The sequence below is a fragment of the Bacteroides sp. DH3716P genome (assembly GCF_025914115.1).
Classification (GTDB): domain Bacteria; phylum Bacteroidota; class Bacteroidia; order Bacteroidales; family Bacteroidaceae; genus Bacteroides; species Bacteroides ovatus.
Map to the genome: position 1 here is coordinate 6,497,337 of NZ_CP083673.1, position 16,522 is coordinate 6,513,858.

Consider the following 16,522-nt stretch of genomic DNA (forward strand, 5'->3'; position numbering starts at 1 on the left):
GCTACATAGAGCACATCTTTCACCAACATTTCCAGAATGCCGGAGGCTTCGGCACCATTGACTTTACGTATGGCAATCTCTTTGGAACGGTGGCGGACTTCATCGGTTGTGTAGCCTATCAATCCCATCATCATCACAAAGAACATGGTAACCGCCGCCAGTATGGTAGCATTGCTGAAGACGCGGATGGAGTTATAACTCTCTTTTATCATCTGCTCCATCGAACGGAAATCGACCGTTTTATCGGGGAAAGCGTCTGCCGATACTTTATTCAGTTTCTGAAGATTCTCTGCAAAAGGTTCTTTCAGCCGGACATGAACACAGTTTCCGAAATTCTTGGTACTCATCAGGATGAAGGGTGCTTGCGGGTTGGTGAAATTACCGATCCGGAAGTCTTTAATCACTCCCACTACTTTACATACGTAGCCTGAATTATAGACAGTACGGTTCAATAGCTCTGTTCCCCAATGCATCCATTCGCCGTATGTTTCATTGATGGCTACTTCGTTTTCATTCCGTGGCATACGCCCCTCCTTCATCACCATACCCATCATCTTTGGATAGTCTTCCATCATTTCGCAAAAACGGGAGGAGAAAAGTGATTGTCCACTTTCATCCTGAATCATCGTTCCACTATAACTATAGACGGGATGGGAATCGGCACTGGACACGGACTCTACATAAGGCAGGCCACGGAAGAAAGTCAGGGCATAGTCCTGGTTTTCTTTATTGCCGAAATCAGTATTGGCTACGACAACGCGCTTCGGATTGTATCCCAGGTCTTTGTTCAAGACATAGTAGTATTGCAGCATCACCACATACATCAATCCGCAGATGAAAGCTACGCCGGCAAACTGCACGAATAATAGCGGGCGTTTCCATCCTTTTTTTCCTTCTGTGTAGCGGCGGAAGACTTGTGAAACGGGGATTCTGGCAAAGATGCGTCCGGGCAGTGCTCCTCCTATGAGGAACAGGATAGCTACCGTCAGCAGGGGTACCCAAAGACGGTCTAAAGAGAACAGGGCTCCGAGTTCAACGGCGGTTGTGTCTTCTATAAAGTCGCGGAAGTTCAGTAAGATTAATCCCATCAATAGCAAGGCGAAGAGAATAATGATAGCTGTTTCCAATAGGAACATTCCCAGGATTTTGCCGCTGCCTGCACCGCTACACTTATGTACGCCGATGGCTTTGGCACGGTATGAGAGTGAAGAGATGGAGATCAGTACGTAGTTCAAGGTAGCGATAAAAAGGATGATTATTCCCAAGATAGACATGATGTTCCGCATCCGCTTCACGTCCGGTTCTTCCCTGTATACATCACGGATCGGCTTTACAAAAGCGGTATAACCTACCACTTTCTGGTCTTCCGCAGGACGATATTTCTTTATCAGGTCATTCAACCGTGCATTCACCACGGATTTGTCTGCTCCGGGACGAAAACGGATAAATGCGATCCAGCTATCGCCTCCCCTCCAGGAGTAATTTCCCCATCCACGGCTCCATACGGTAGGCAGAGAAATCACTGCATCCGGTCTGACGGTAGCATTTTCGGGTATGTCGGCGTACGTGCCTTTCACTGTCAGTTCTATTTCTTTATTATAGGAGATTACTTTGCCTATCGGGTTTTCTTGGTCGAACATCTTACGCGCCAACCGGTCACTAAGAAAGACAACATCTTTCTGCATCAGTTCTTTTTCCGGAACACCGCTCAAAACATCGATACCCATAGTTTGAAAGAATAGTGAATCGGCTGTCACTTTGTTAGCTTCAAAACGGACACTTCCATAATAAAGAGGGGCACTCATCCAGACACAATAGCTGGTGGCTGCTTCCACTTCTTTAGGAAAGTTCTCCTGTATGGCACCCGCCACCGGTCCGCAGTTCATTTCCTGCGGCTCAAAGGTTTGGCCATTGGCGGAAAAGACGGAGAAGATCTGATACAGGTTATCATAATCTTTGAAGCATTTGTCAAAGCTCTGTTCGAAAGCCACGCGGGCAAACAACAGGATGCTCATCGTCAGCCCCAACGCCAAAGAGAGGATTTTGATAACGTTGGAACCATGCCCCCGCAATAAAGTACGGATCACATAATAGATTTGTTTCATATTATATTTTATTTCTGTTTTTTCTATTTTCAAGAATGCAGAAAGCATGCCAAAAAAGAATAACAATTCATTATCAAGTGTTTATCATTTCAACCTTTCTGAATATTGTCTAAAAATTAGACAGTACCGTCTAATTTTTAGACAACCGGGAGACTATTCCATTTCTCCTTTAAATTGTTCCAACAGTCTCTATTATCCATGGGGAGATTGTCCATCCCGATAGAAAACTTTATCTTTGCATCTAGTTTTCTAAACTATTAAAGTAATGATGAAGAGGAAGAATTTATATGCACTGTTTTCGTGCCTGTTCCTTTCGGGATGCGGTATGATAGACTATCATCCGTATGACGTCCGCATCAGCGGAGAAACAGAGGTCAACGCCCACAATATGGAAAGAATAGAAGCAAATTGCCAGGGTAAAACTACGATACGGTTCGTGACAATGGGCGACTCACAACGATGGTATGACGAAACGAAAGATTTTGTAAAAGCAATCAATCAACGAAATGATATTGACTTCGTTATCCACGGAGGGGATATGAGTGACTTCGGACTGACTAAGGAATTTCTTTGGCAAAGGGATATCATGAACGGACTTCATGTGCCTTATGTGGCTCTGATCGGAAATCATGACTGTCTGGGAACGGGAGCGGAAACCTACAAGGCTGTATTCGGCCCCACAAACTTCTCTTTCATCGCAGGAGATGTGAAGTTTGTCTGCCTGAATACCAACGCTTTGGAGTATGATTACTCCGAACCTGTACCGGACTTTACCTTTATGGAAAATGAGATAACGAACAGGCGGGATGAGTTTGAAAAAACGGTCATTTGTATGCACGCGCGTCCCTATACGGATGTGTTCAATGATAATGTGGCAAAAGTATTCCAACACTATGTCAAACAGTATGCAGGAATACAGTTCTGCACGGCCGCCCATACCCATCACCATCAGGACGATGTGATTTTTGATGATGGAATACATTATGTTACCAGTGATTGTATGGATTACCGTACTTATCTGGTATTTACAATAACTCCGGAAAAATACGAATATGAGCTGGTTAAATACTAATTATATCTTACGCGCGGGAGTACTGTCCGTGCTTCTCCTGCTTCCCGGTCTGATGTCTGCTACCTGCAAGAGGGATACAATCATCAACAACTACAAGGATGATTCGCTCCGTTTTATCATCAAGGATGATTCAATTATCACCTTTCGTAACGGGGAGTCTTCATTCACCATTATCAAAGCGGACTCCGTGTTGCCTGCCACACCGAAGCACACCAAACATACCCGCTACGATAATCGGGTTCACCGTTTCCGCAGAAACTGGGAACGGATTATCCCGACTCATTCCAAAATACAATATGCCGGAAATATGGGATTGCTCTCTTTCGGTACAGGATGGGATTATGGAAAACGTAATCAGTGGGAAACGGATGTATTGCTCGGATTCATTCCGAAATATTCTTCGAAGAAAGCAAAAGTGACCATGACGCTCAAGCAGAACTATATGCCCTGGAGCATTAATATTGGAAAAGGATTCTCGACAGAGCCTCTTGCCTGTGGTCTTTATGTGAATACCGTATTTGGAAATCAGTTCTGGGTGAACGAACCGGAACGTTATCCGAAAGGGTATTATGGTTTCTCAAGCAAAGTGCGTTTCCATGTCTTTATGGGACAACGCCTGACCTATGACATTGACCCGCAACGTAGATTTATGGCCAAGTCTGTAACCTTTTTCTATGAAATAAGTACGTGTGACCTTTATGTGATTAGTGCGGTAAACAATAGTTATCTCCGTCCACGTGACTACCTTAGTTTATCATTCGGATTGAAGTTCCAGTGGTTATGATTGGAGACACAAGGGGGATAAAATCAATTTTGAATTACGATTCTTGAATTATCACATCCTTTTTTCGTAAGTTTGCGCTTTACAAACTTGAACGAAAATGAGTAAATCTGGAACAATCATCATTGTAGACGACAATAAAGGGGTGCTGACTGCCATACAAATCCTTTTAAAAAGTTATTTTTCAAAGGTCGTTGCACTCTCCTCGCCTGTCACCCTGACGAGCGTCCTGCGGGAGGAAATGCCGGAAGTGGTATTGCTGGACATGAATTTCACATCGGGCATCAATACCGGCAATGAGGGATTATTCTGGTTACATGAAATAAAAAAAGTACGTCCGGATCTTCCGGTCGTACTTTTTACGGCTTATGCCGATATTGAACTGGCTATCCGGGGTATTAAAGAAGGAGCAACGGACTTTATCGTCAAACCCTGGGACAACCAGAAACTGGTGGAAACGCTGCAAACTGCAGCAACCTCTACGCACAACGATAGGAAAACGGCAAGTAAAGAAAAGCCTGTTCACTCGCCTATGTACTGGGGAGAAAGCAAGGTTATGCAACAACTACGGGCTTTGATTAAAAAGGTTGCCGTCACCGATGCCAACCTCTTGATAACGGGTGAAAACGGAACGGGAAAAGAGATGCTGGCACGGGAAATCCATGCGCTTTCCAACCGCAAATATAAAGAAATGATTGCTGTGGATATGGGAACCATCACCGAATCTTTATTCGAGAGTGAGCTTTTCGGACATATAAAAGGGTCGTTCACTGATGCACACGCCGACCGGACAGGTAAGTTCGAGGCTGCCGAAAAGAGTACGCTGTTTCTCGACGAAATAGGAAACTTGCCCTACCATCTGCAAGCAAAGCTACTAACCGCCATCCAACGGCGAAGCATTGTGAAAGTGGGAAGTAACACGCCAATTCCTATTGATATCCGACTGATATGTGCCACGAACCGGAACCTGCAGGAGATGGTAGCGAAAGGCGAATTCCGGGAAGACTTGCTCTACCGCATCAATACCATTCATGTGGAAATTCCTCCCCTGCGCGAACGGAAAGAGGATATTATCCCATTGGCCGAACGATTTATGGTTCACTTCTGCAAGCAATATGACAAGTCGTTGATGAAGTTCACTCCCGAAGCAAAGGATAAATTGACTGCGCATCCCTGGTATGGTAATATCCGCGAATTGGAGCACGTCATCGAAAAGGCGGTTATCATCAATGACAGTCCGCTGATTCCTGCTGAATTATTCCAATTATCCGTACCACGGATAGCCATTCAGGAACAGAGTATCTCCACCCTGGAAGAAATGGAAGTGCAGATGATACGGAAAGNTCGATGCCTGTGCGGGAAATCTATCGGCAGTGGCCGCTCAACTGGGAATAACCCGGCAGACGCTCTATAACAAGATGAAAAAATTCGGATTATGAGCTCACTGATCCAACAACTGGGGATTCGGTACTGGTTCAGAGTTTTGCTGACTGTACTTTTCTGTATATCGACCGTCTGGTTCGGTATTCATCAATCATACGGTTGGCTGGGCGTCAGTCTTTGTCTGCTGGTACTTAGCATCATCTGGCAAATCCGCCTGTACCAGCTTCACACCAAGCAGGTGCTTTTCATGATTAACGCGCTTGAAAATAATGATAACACTTTTCATTTTCCCGAAGAAAACGGTACTCCCGAAAGCCAAAAGATCAACCGGGCACTCAACCGGGTGGGACATATCTTATATAATGTAAAAGCGGAAACCGCACAACAAGAGAAATATTACGAGCTGATTCTGGATTTTGTCAGTACAGGATTGCTGGTACTCAATGACAATGGGGCTGTTTATCAGAAGAACAAGGAGGCACTCCGTCTTTTGGGGCTGAATATATTCACGCATATCCATCAGTTGAGTAAAGTAGACACTACGCTCATGGAGAAAATAGAGAACTGCCGTCCCGGAGACAAACTGCAAGTGATATTTCACAACGAACGGGGAACCGTTAATCTATCCATACGTGTATCGGAAATCAATGTGCGCAAAGAGCATCTGCGTATTCTGGCTCTGAACGACATCAATACCGAACTCGATGAAAAGGAAATAGATTCATGGATTCGCCTGACACGGGTTCTGACGCATGAAATCATGAATTCGGTCACTCCTATCACTTCTCTTTGTAACACTCTTCTTTCCATGTCCGAGGATAAAGACGAAGAGATCAGTCACGGGTTGCAGACCATCAGCACCACAGGAAAAGGGTTGCTCTCTTTTGTAGAATCTTACCGGCAGTTTACACGCATACCTGCACCGGAACCGTCATTGTTCTACGTGAAAGCGTTCATAGAAAGGATGATTGAACTTGCCCGCCATCAGAATCCGTGTGACACCATTTGTTTCCACACGGAGATTTCTCCTGCGGACTTAATTCTGTATGCGGATGAAAACCTCATCGCCCAGGTGGTTATCAATCTTCTGAAGAATGCCATCCAGGCAATCGGCAGCCAGCCGGATGGTAGAATCGAGCTTCGGGCTTATTGCAATGATATGGAAGAAATATGGATCGAGATCAAAAACAACGGTCCTGAAATCCCGTCGGAAATAGCAGAGCATATCTTTATTCCTTTCTTCACCACCAAAGAAAATGGTAGCGGAATCGGACTTAGTATTTCACGACAGATCATGCGTCTTTCGGGCGGGAGTCTCACTCTGCTGCGGGAGAAAGAAACAACGTTTATTTTAAAATTCAAATAACTATTGATATATGATACCTGTACTCGTCAACAATCCCTTATTTCGAGGGATCACTCCGGAAAGACTTTTTGCCGATCTGGAAGAGATCAGTTTCCATACACGTTCTTATAAGAAAGGAGAAATCCTGGCTCAACAGGGAGCTGTGTGTAATCGCCTCGTCATCCTGACCAAAGGAAGCGTGCGTGGAGAGATGATTGATTATTCGGGGCGTCTTATCAAAGTGGAGGACATCGCTGCTCCAAGAGCGATTGCCCCTCTGTTTCTGTTCGGTGAGGAGAACCGCTATCCGGTGGAAGTGACTGCCAACGAACCGACAGAGGTTATCGAACTTCCTAAATCAAGTGTATTGAGTTTATTCCGTAAGAACGAGCAGTTTTTGGAAAACTATATGAATCTTTCTGCCAATTATGCACGGACTTTATCGGATAAGCTTTTCTTTATGTCGTTTAAAACGATTCGTCAGAAACTTGCTTCGTACTTGCTCCGATTATACAAACAGCAACAACAGACGCATATCACCCTCGACCGTTCACAACAGGAATTGAGTGATTATTTCGGAGTATCCCGTCCTTCCCTCGCCCGTGAACTGGCGCACATGCAGGAAGATGGATTATTGATAGCCGATCGCAAGCATATCACTATTTTACAGAAAGAACAACTGGTACGGCTTATTCAATAATAGGAGCAGTTTAAAGATTTATGAATCGAATAATGAGTGTTTTAGATAAAAAATATTCATTGTTGTAACATTGGTTACAGAATCACCTGAAACTTTTCCTCTACTTTTGCGTTCAATAAATAAAATATTGGACTAATTAAAAACGTAAAAGTTATGAGTATGTTCTGTTATCAATGTCAAGAAACCGCAATGGGTACCGGCTGTACCTTGAAAGGTGTGTGCGGTAAAACGTCTGAAGTGGCTAACCTGCAAGATTTACTACTCTTCGTAGTACGTGGAATTGCTGTCTACAACGAACATCTGCGTAAAGATGGACATCCTTCCGAACAAGCAGACAAATTTATCTATGATGCTTTGTTCATTACCATCACCAACGCCAATTTTGATAAAGTGGCTATCACTGAAAAAATCAAAGAAGGACTGAAACTGAAAAATGAACTTGCCAACAAGGTAAAGATCGAAAATGCTCCCGACGAATGTCTTTGGAATGGAAGCGAAGATGAGTTTGAAGAGAAATCAAAAACTGTCGGTGTGCTTCGCACTCCCAACGAGGATATCCGCTCACTGAAAGAACTTGTACACTATGGCCTGAAAGGAATGGCTGCCTACGTAGAGCATGCGCATAACCTGGGCTACGAGTCACCGGAAATATTTGCTTTCATGCAACATGCCTTGTCTGAACTGACCCGCAATGATATTACAGTGGAAGAACTGGTTCAGCTGACTTTGGAAACAGGAAAGTATGGAGTATCGGCAATGGCACAGCTGGATAAAGCGAATACCAGCAGCTACGGAAATCCGGAAATCTCACAAGTGAGTCTCGGTGTACGCAATAATCCGGGTATATTAATCAGCGGACATGACTTGAAAGACCTGGAAGAGTTATTGGAACAAACAGAGGGTACAGGAGTAGATGTATATACTCACAGCGAAATGTTGCCTGCACATTATTATCCTCAACTAAAGAAGTACAAGCATCTGGCAGGAAACTACGGAAACGCCTGGTGGAAGCAGAAAGAGGAATTTGAAAGTTTCAACGGTCCTATCTTGTTCACAAGTAACTGTATCGTTCCGCCACGTGCAAATGCCAGCTACAAGGATCGTATTTACATCACAGGAGCCTGCGGCTTGGACGGGGCACATTACATCCCCGAACGTAAAGACGGAAAACCGAAAGATTTTTCTGCACTGATTGCTCATGCTAAACAATGTCAGCCACCGGTAGCCATTGAAAACGGAACGATTATCGGAGGATTCGCTCATGCACAGGTGACAGCCCTGGCAGATAAAGTGGTGGACGCCGTGAAAAGCGGAGCTATCCGTAAATTCTTTGTAATGGCAGGATGCGACGGACGTATGAAGAGCCGTGAATACTATACGGAATTTGCTCAAAAATTACCTGGTGACACCGTGATTCTTACTGCCGGTTGTGCCAAGTACAGATATAATAAACTGGCTTTAGGTGATATCAACGGCATTCCGAGAGTGTTGGATGCAGGACAATGTAACGACAGTTACTCATTGGCCGTCATCGCTTTAAAACTGAAAGAAATCTTCGGATTGGATGATGTGAATCAGTTGCCTATCGTATACAACATCGCTTGGTACGAACAAAAGGCGGTCATTGTTTTATTGGCATTACTGGCTTTGGGAGTGAAACACATTCATTTGGGTCCTACACTTCCCGCTTTCCTTTCACCGAATGTCAGGAACGTATTGATCGAACAATTCGGGATCGGAGGTATCAGTACAGTGGATGAAGATATTGTGAAGTTTCTATCATAAATGATAAGGAAACAGAAGGGTATTTTACAAGCAGATTCTCTTCTACAAAATAGTGACGGTATTTGATAAGGATAGTGACGGTATACAACAACCATACCGTCACTATTTCCATCATATACGTCACTATCTTTTTTTCTATATTAGGAGGACTCCTGCTTAATCAGGAGTCCTGCATTTACTCCCGCATAGTGGATGTTTTTTTGAATAGAATTTCAATCCTCTCTGGGTAATATTAAATTGAGAACTACTCCCACCAAAGCTGCCAGTCCAATGCCGGACAATGAAAAATCGCCCCAATTAAAAGCAGCGCCACCAATGCCGACAGTCAGTGTCAAAGATACAATGATTATATTTCTGGTACGGCTCAAATCAATGCAATTATTCACAAGATTACCAATACCCGCACAAGCAATCGTTCCGAAAAGCAATAACATGATGCCGCCCAGTACCGCACTTGGAATGGATCTTAATAATGCACTGATTTTACCGATAACGGAGAATAAGATAGCGGAAATGGCAGCTATTCGGATCACTTGCGGATTAGTAATCTTTGTCAGTGACATGGCTCCTGTCACTTCCGAATAGGTAGTCACAGGAGGCCCACCCAGCAATCCGGCACAGAAACAGGCCAGACCATCACCCAATAAGGTGCGGTGCAACCCCGGATCTTTCACGAAATCTTTTCCGGTGACCGTATTAACGACATAAATATCACCAATATGTTCTATCACCGGAGCAATGGCTACCGGAATCATAAACAACACAGGTTCCCATGAGAATTTAGGAAAGACAAACTGCGGCAATCCAATCCAGGCAGCATCCCTGACACCGGACAAATCCAAATCGTAGAAAAGCCATGCAGCCAGATACCCTACTACAATTCCACAGAAGATAGGAATCAGTTTCAAAAGCCCTTTGGCTTTCATTGAAACAACGACTGCGGTAACCAACGAAAGCAGTGCCAGTACCCAGTTCTCTTTTGCCATATTCACTCCTGTTCCCGCCAGTGACAAACCTATCAGAATGATGACAGGTCCTATGACAACAGGAGGAAACAGCCGCTCAATCACCCTCACTCCCTGCCATTTGACAAGCGCACTCATCACAAAGTAAACTAATGCTACTCCAACCATGCCGGATAAGGTGCCGGGCAACCCATAAAGTTCTGTCGCTTTAATGATAGGCGCAATAAATGCGAAACTACTCCCCAGAAAGACAGGAACCTTTCCACGCGTAACCGCATGAAAGATAAGCGTACCAATACCTGCTGTAAACAGAGCTGTAGAAGGGTCAAGCCCTACCAATAACGGTACGAGTACCGTAGCACCGAAAGCTACAAACAAGAATTGTACCCCCACCACCCCTTTCCTCAAAGGTGTAAGATTATTTGAATCCATAAGTATAATGTAGATTATTCTTTGCAAAATTAGTCTTTTTAGACAATTTAACTCCCTTTTTTCACAAAAATACATCCAAAAAGAGTTTTTATTTGTTGTTAATAATGTGTAACTTCGCACGGTGAGAATTAATACGACAATTTTATAACTTTATAATATATTGCCTATGATATTTACAGCAGAAAACACCCTACTTATCGGTTCTATCTTACTTTTCGTCAGCATCGTTGTTGGAAAAACCGGATACCGCTTTGGAGTACCTACCTTATTATTGTTCCTCGTAGTAGGAATGTTGTTTGGAAGTGACGGCCTCGGCCTGCAGTTCCACGACGCGAAAGACGCCCAATTTATCGGTATGGTGGCCCTTAGTATTATCCTTTTCTCGGGAGGTATGGATACGAAATTCAGAGAAATCAAACCTATTCTAGGTCCCGGTATCGTGCTTTCCACTGTCGGAGTACTACTTACAGCTCTTTTCACCGGACTCTTTATCTGGTGGATATCAGGTATGAGCTGGTCAAATATTTATTTACCTATCACTACTTCCCTGCTTTTGGCCTCCACCATGTCATCTACGGATTCGGCTTCGGTGTTCGCCATTCTCCGTTCACAGAAGATGAACTTGAAACACAACCTTCGTCCCATGCTGGAACTGGAGAGCGGAAGTAATGACCCGATGGCCTATATGCTTACCATTGTCCTGATACAGTTTATTCAATCGTCAGGTATGGGAGTCGGAGCTATCGTAGGCTCTTTCGTCATCCAGTTTATCGTCGGCGCGGCTGCCGGATATGTACTTGGAAAGCTAGCTATCCGGATGTTAAATAAGCTCAATATTGATAATCAAGCCTTGTATCCCATCTTATTACTGGCATTTGTGTTTTTCACTTTCTCCATCACCGACTTACTGAAAGGTAACGGATACCTTGCCGTATATATCGCCGGTATCATGGTGGGAAACAATAAAATCATGCACCGTAAGGATATCTACACCTTTATGGACGGACTGACCTGGTTGTCGCAAATCATCATGTTCCTTTGCCTGGGATTGCTTGTCAACCCGCACGAAATGCTCGAAGTAGCTGCCGTGGCATTGTTGATTGGTGTTTTCATGATTATTATCGGGCGCCCGTTAAGCGTGTTCCTTTGTCTGCTTCCATTCCGGAAAATCACGATGAAATCACGTATTTTCGTATCTTGGGTAGGATTACGCGGTGCAGTTCCTATCATCTTTGCTACCTATCCGGTAGTGGCGGGCGTAGAAGGTTCGAACCTCATTTTCAACATTGTATTCTTTATTACCATTGTCTCATTGGTCGTACAGGGAACAACCATTTCTTTCGTCGCCCGGATTTTGAATCTTTCCAAACCGCTGGAAAAAACCGGTAACGACTTCGGAGTGGAACTTCCGGAAGAAATAGACTCTGATCTTAGTGACATGACTATCACCAAAAGTATGCTGGAAGAAGCAGACACATTGAAAGATATGAATCTTCCGAAAGGCACGCTGGTAATGATCGTGAAGCGCGGAGATGAGTTCCTGATTCCCAACGGAACACTGAAACTGCACGAAGGAGATAAACTATTACTTATTTCCGAAAAATCCAAAGAAGAAGATACTGATTCAGAATAACATCTGAAAAGAGTTATTCAGTACACTATAACTGATTCGTCTCCACGCATGGAACCTCTTGCCTTGGCAAGACATTCGTTTCATCTTCATGCGTGGAGACGAAATGTTTTATATAGGCCAATGAACTAGTTCTAAGGAAGAAACACGAATGACCTTTATCCGGCTGATAAAATTGTTCGCTCCCCCTCCGTTAATTAACCGTAAAACTTGAATTTAAAATTCGGTTTACATCTACGAAGTATTAATTTTGCGCAGTTTTAAACTAAATGTGCAAAAATCGAATGGAACAAGAACATCAGTTCATTGATTATATTGAGCAAAGCATCATCAAAAACTGGGACAAAGATGCCTTAACTGACTATAAAGGAATTACCCTCCAATATAAGGATGTAGCGCGTAAAATCGCTAAATTTCACATCGTCTTGGAGAGTGCCGGCATCCAGCCGGGAGATAAAATAGCCGTTTGCGGACGTAACAGTGCTCACTGGGCAGTTACTTTCCTGGCGACTATCACTTACGGAGCTGTTATTGTTCCCATTTTGCATGAATTCAAGGCAGATAATATTCATAATATCGTCAACCATTCCGAAGCCAAATTACTTTTCGTCGGCGACCAGGCATGGGAGAACCTGAATGAAGATGCCATGCCTTTGTTAGAGGGCATCGCTTCGCTGGCTGATTTCTCGGCATTAGTGTCCCGGAACGAAAAACTCACTTACGCTTTTGAACACCGGAACGCTATTTACGGTCAACAGTATCCCAAGAACTTTCGACCGGAACATATTTGTTACCGGAAAGATCGTCCGGAAGAACTGGCTATCATCAACTATACTTCCGGTACCACGGGTTACTCTAAAGGAGTGATGCTCCCCTATCGCAGTCTTTGGTCAAACGTGGCTTATTGCTTCGAAATGCTTCCCGTTAAACCGGGAGATCATATCGTTTCCATGTTGCCTATGGGACACGTGTTCGGTATGGTATATGATTTCCTTTACGGATTCTCTGCAGGTGCACACATCTATTTCCTGACGCGTATGCCGTCTCCAAAAATCATTTCCCAATCTTTCTCCGAAATCAAACCCAAAGTGATTTCTTGTGTACCGTTGATTGTGGAAAAGATTATCAAGAAAGATATTCTTCCTAAAGTAGACAGCAAAATCGGCAAGTTATTGCTGAAAGTGCCTATTGTGAACGATAAAATCAAATCGCTGGCACGACAGGCTGCCATGGAAATCTTCGGTGGAAACTTTGACGAGATTATTATCGGAGGTGCTCCTTTCAATGCGGAAGTAGAGGCTTTCCTTAAAAAGATAGGGTTCCCCTACACCATCGCTTACGGTATGACGGAATGTGGTCCGATTATTTGTTCCAGCCGTTGGGAAACACTGAAACTTGCTTCCTGCGGAAAGGCAACCAGCCGAATGGAAGTCCGTATTGACTCACCGGACCCGAAAACACATGCCGGAGAAATCGTATGCAGAGGAATGAATATGATGCTGGGATATTATAAAAATCCGGAAGCTACGGCGCAAATTATTGATGCTAACGGTTGGCTGCATACCGGTGACCTCGGTACGTTGGATGAAGAGGGTTATGTGACAGTCCGCGGACGTAGTAAGAACCTGCTTCTCACCTCTAGCGGACAGAATATCTATCCCGAAGAAATTGAAAGCAAGCTGAACAACATGCCGTATGTTTCGGAGTCACTGATCGTCTTACAGCACGAAAAACTGGTAGCCCTGATCTACCCGGATTTCGACGATGCTTTCGCTCATGGATTGCAGCAGACGGATATTCAGAAAGTAATGGAGCAAAACCGTATCGAATTGAATCAACAGCTTCCTAACTATTCTCAAATAAGCAAGATTAAAATCCATTTTGAAGAATTTGAAAAGACTGCGAAAAAGTCAATCAAGCGCTTTATGTATCAGGAAGCAAAGGGATAATTATCCCGGATAACACAATGAGTATCCTTGCAATAATTCTCATAGTATTAGGCACGGATTATATAAACTGATAATGAGAACATGCTTAATAATAAAAACGGTGAACAGCCTCAACACTGTCCACCGTTTTTTCTAACCTCTAACTAACTTTATTTATACTACCTATTTTTCTATCTTCCTACCTAAAAACGAATCCTATTTCCATTATTAACAGTCTAACTTTATAATCAATCGATCTTTTTAAAGTGCCATAAATGAAATAGCCTGTCCGCCTCCGGCAGCCATTCGTATGTTCAACGTATTTTCAGAAGTAACCGTTTGTTCCGTTATCCGGTAATCCGTAGGATTTGATTTCCAATCCGCATTCTCTCCATCCGCATAGATGACAGCTTTATACTGTTTGCCCGGTTCCAGGAAATCCAGTTTTATTTCCAGTGTACGGGGTTTCTCGTTCGTTGCCGCTCCCAAGAAATAGTTGCCTTTTGCTTTACGCACGATGGCTACAAATTCCCCCGGTTCTCCTGCCAATGCTTTCGATTCGTCACAATCCGGATCGAAATCGCGGAAGAACTGGAAAGCCGGATGGCCTTCATAATTTTCAATCATATCAGATGCCATCTGCAAGGGAGAATACAAAATCACCCAGTTAGCAAGCTGTTTCGCCAATGTTGTATTCACACGGCTGTTTCCTTTATCCTGATCGTTCCATTTCTGGCGACGGGGAGAATCTTTGGTGTTCAGAAACAAAATATCAAACGTACCCGGTGTATAATCCAGCGGACCGGACAGCATACGGGTGAACGGCAACATGACATGATGAGACGGAGGATTTCCTTCGCTCCATGCATTCCATTCCATCCCTCTCACTCCTTCACGTGTCATCATATTAGGCCATGTACGACGGATACCGGTATCTTTAATAGGTTCGTGCGCATCCAGCGTCATTTTGTGACGGGCAGCTGTTTCCACCACTTTCTGATAGTGGTTGACCCCATATTGGCTGTGATGAAGATAACCATTCGGGAAAGCTCCCGCATATCCTGTCTTAAGGACATGGATACCGTGGTCTGTGTACCATTGCATAGCATGATCCATCTGGCGCTCATAGTTGGGAATATTCCCTCCGGTCTCGTGATGGCCGATAACTTCAACTCCTTTTTCCTTTGCATAACGAACCACTTCATCAATGTCAAAGTCAGCATACGGTTTCGTAAAGTCAAAGTTTTGCATACCACCCCAGCTTTCCCAGCCTTCATTCCAACCTTCAAACAAAACGCCTTCAATCTGATTGGTAGCGGCAAAATCAATGTATTTCTTGGCATTGACAGTAGTGGCTCCATGACGTTCATCCATCTTCCAGGTTTCTACGCCGAGATGCATCCCCCACCATACACCTACATATTTCATCGGACGAATCCAATCGGTCGTTTCTATTTTACTTGGTTCATTCAGATTTAAAATCATAGCCGAATTAATCAGACTAACGGCATCCGGAACAATCTGAATAGTACGCCAGGAAGTAGTGAAATGATTACCTTTACGCACTTTCACACCATCAGGCCATGGAGCAAGTTCAGCTTTCAACGTATAGTTTCCTGCCTGCTTCAAAGTCATTTCCGAGAAATCGTACAATGCCGCTTCATGAATACTTCCGTAGACGCCATCGGCAGTTTTAAAGGTGAAAGGAGTATTGGCTGTCTCCACCTCGGAAATGGGACGTTGCGCATAAAGCAATTCATAAGTTTCGGCACTGGCAGGAATAGACCATGATGTACCGTCTTGGCGAAAACGGAAAGTTGTCAGTTCATCCGTAATCAATAGGGAATCCGCTGCGGGCACATTATATTCATAACGGAACCCTACCCCATCATCAAACACACGGAAACGGAGAGTTAACTCCACCTGATCTTTATTGACCAAATTTACCGCCATCTCATTATAATGATTCCTATTGGTTTTATTTTCACCCCATGGTTGCGTCCATGTTTCATCTTTACTGTCGAAAGTCGTGTTTTTTATCTGAAATCCTCCGCCCAGGTTGATACCGTTTTTCTCCGTAAATCCCAATGTCGAATTTTCAATCAACAATGAGTCATCTACTAAAATGTTATACAACGGTTTACCGTTGTCATCTACTGTTAAAGCCATTTTGATATGACCGTCCGGCGATTTCACTTCCGTTTTCGGACTGCTACACCCGTAACATCCCAGCACACACAGAAAAGCTCCAATGACATAATTTATTTTCATAGCATATCTATTGTTTGTATATAGTACAACTCAAAAAGCAGGGCAGACGCATTATATTTTTTACTATATTCTCGTTTGTAATTTCCTTACTATATTGTTGGTTATTAACATATTATCATTTGCTA

The 16,522-nt window shown here is 43.8% G+C and carries 10 protein-coding genes and 1 pseudogene; 8 read left to right on the forward strand and 3 right to left on the reverse strand.

The features are described from left to right. The coding region (locus tag KQP79_RS25080) for an ABC transporter permease (protein WP_264386580.1) at positions 1-2,105 on the reverse strand (2,105 nt) is incomplete at its 3' end. A 268-nt stretch (positions 2,106-2,373) separates the two neighbouring features. Between KQP79_RS25080 and KQP79_RS25085 the strand changes: the two genes are divergently transcribed. The 6 genes and pseudogenes from KQP79_RS25085 (at position 2,374) to hcp (ending at position 9,171) form a co-directional block, all read left to right on the forward strand. Continuing rightward, positions 2,374-3,177 (forward strand): metallophosphoesterase family protein, encoded by an 804-nt coding sequence (locus tag KQP79_RS25085; protein ID WP_004308814.1) that lies wholly within the window; start codon positions 2,374-2,376, stop codon positions 3,175-3,177. Next, positions 3,158-3,961, forward strand: a complete 804-nt coding sequence (locus tag KQP79_RS25090) for a hypothetical protein (RefSeq protein ID WP_004295735.1) — start codon at positions 3,158-3,160, stop codon at positions 3,959-3,961. The genes KQP79_RS25085 and KQP79_RS25090 overlap by 20 nt, the downstream gene beginning before the upstream one ends. Positions 3,962-4,058: 97 nt before the next feature. Further along, positions 4,059-5,397 (forward strand): annotated as a pseudogene (locus KQP79_RS25095) (sigma-54-dependent transcriptional regulator). Continuing rightward, positions 5,394-6,707 carry a sensor histidine kinase gene (locus KQP79_RS25100; RefSeq protein ID WP_138343558.1) on the forward strand — a complete coding sequence of 438 codons (1,314 nt, stop codon included), beginning with the start codon at positions 5,394-5,396 and terminating at the stop codon, positions 6,705-6,707. The pseudogene KQP79_RS25095 and the gene KQP79_RS25100 overlap by 4 nt, the downstream one beginning before the upstream one ends. A 10-nt stretch (positions 6,708-6,717) precedes the next feature. Further along, positions 6,718-7,386, forward strand: a complete 669-nt coding sequence (locus KQP79_RS25105) for a Crp/Fnr family transcriptional regulator (RefSeq protein WP_004308811.1) — start codon at positions 6,718-6,720, stop codon at positions 7,384-7,386. 153 nt (positions 7,387-7,539) lie between these two features. Then, positions 7,540-9,171 carry a hydroxylamine reductase gene (gene hcp, locus KQP79_RS25110; RefSeq protein ID WP_004308810.1) on the forward strand — a complete coding sequence of 544 codons (1,632 nt, stop codon included), beginning with the start codon at positions 7,540-7,542 and terminating at the stop codon, positions 9,169-9,171. Between the two features lie 212 nt (positions 9,172-9,383). On the opposite strand, the gene KQP79_RS25115 is transcribed toward hcp, so the two are convergent. Further along, a complete protein-coding gene (locus KQP79_RS25115; RefSeq protein WP_008777334.1) occupies positions 9,384-10,568 on the reverse strand; it encodes a uracil-xanthine permease family protein in 1,185 nt (394 codons plus the stop codon). 166 nt (positions 10,569-10,734) lie between these two features. Between KQP79_RS25115 and KQP79_RS25120 the strand changes: the two genes are divergently transcribed. Together KQP79_RS25120 and KQP79_RS25125 are read left to right on the forward strand one after the other, a co-directional pair. Beyond that, positions 10,735-12,201 (forward strand): potassium/proton antiporter, encoded by a 1,467-nt coding sequence (locus KQP79_RS25120; protein WP_004295729.1) that lies wholly within the window; start codon positions 10,735-10,737, stop codon positions 12,199-12,201. A 281-nt stretch (positions 12,202-12,482) separates the two neighbouring features. After that, positions 12,483-14,147 carry a long-chain fatty acid--CoA ligase gene (locus KQP79_RS25125; protein WP_004295728.1) on the forward strand — a complete coding sequence of 555 codons (1,665 nt, stop codon included), beginning with the start codon at positions 12,483-12,485 and terminating at the stop codon, positions 14,145-14,147. Between the two features lie 240 nt (positions 14,148-14,387). Here KQP79_RS25125 and KQP79_RS25130 read toward each other — a convergent pair whose 3' ends face one another. Next, positions 14,388-16,397: a glycoside hydrolase family 97 protein gene (locus KQP79_RS25130; protein ID WP_004308808.1), complete on the reverse strand. Its 2,010-nt coding sequence runs from the start codon at positions 16,395-16,397 to the stop codon at positions 14,388-14,390. Positions 16,398-16,522: the final 125 nt, after the last annotated feature.

Bases quoted from the DNA above. Each gene is read 5' to 3' on its own strand.
- KQP79_RS25105 (WP_004308811.1), top strand. From the start codon at position 6,718: ATGATACCTGTACTCGTCAACAATCCCTTATTTCGAGGGATCACTCCG.
- KQP79_RS25125 (WP_004295728.1), top strand. From the start codon at position 12,483: ATGGAACAAGAACATCAGTTCATTGATTATATTGAGCAAAGCATCATC.
- KQP79_RS25090 (WP_004295735.1), top strand. From the start codon at position 3,158: ATGAGCTGGTTAAATACTAATTATATCTTACGCGCGGGAGTACTGTCC.
- hcp (WP_004308810.1), top strand. From the start codon at position 7,540: ATGAGTATGTTCTGTTATCAATGTCAAGAAACCGCAATGGGTACCGGC.
- KQP79_RS25120 (WP_004295729.1), top strand. From the start codon at position 10,735: ATGATATTTACAGCAGAAAACACCCTACTTATCGGTTCTATCTTACTT.
- KQP79_RS25085 (WP_004308814.1), top strand. From the start codon at position 2,374: ATGAAGAGGAAGAATTTATATGCACTGTTTTCGTGCCTGTTCCTTTCG.
- KQP79_RS25100 (WP_138343558.1), top strand. From the start codon at position 5,394: ATGAGCTCACTGATCCAACAACTGGGGATTCGGTACTGGTTCAGAGTT.
- KQP79_RS25115 (WP_008777334.1), bottom strand. From the start codon at position 10,568: ATGGATTCAAATAATCTTACACCTTTGAGGAAAGGGGTGGTGGGGGTA.
- KQP79_RS25130 (WP_004308808.1), bottom strand. From the start codon at position 16,397: ATGAAAATAAATTATGTCATTGGAGCTTTTCTGTGTGTGCTGGGATGT.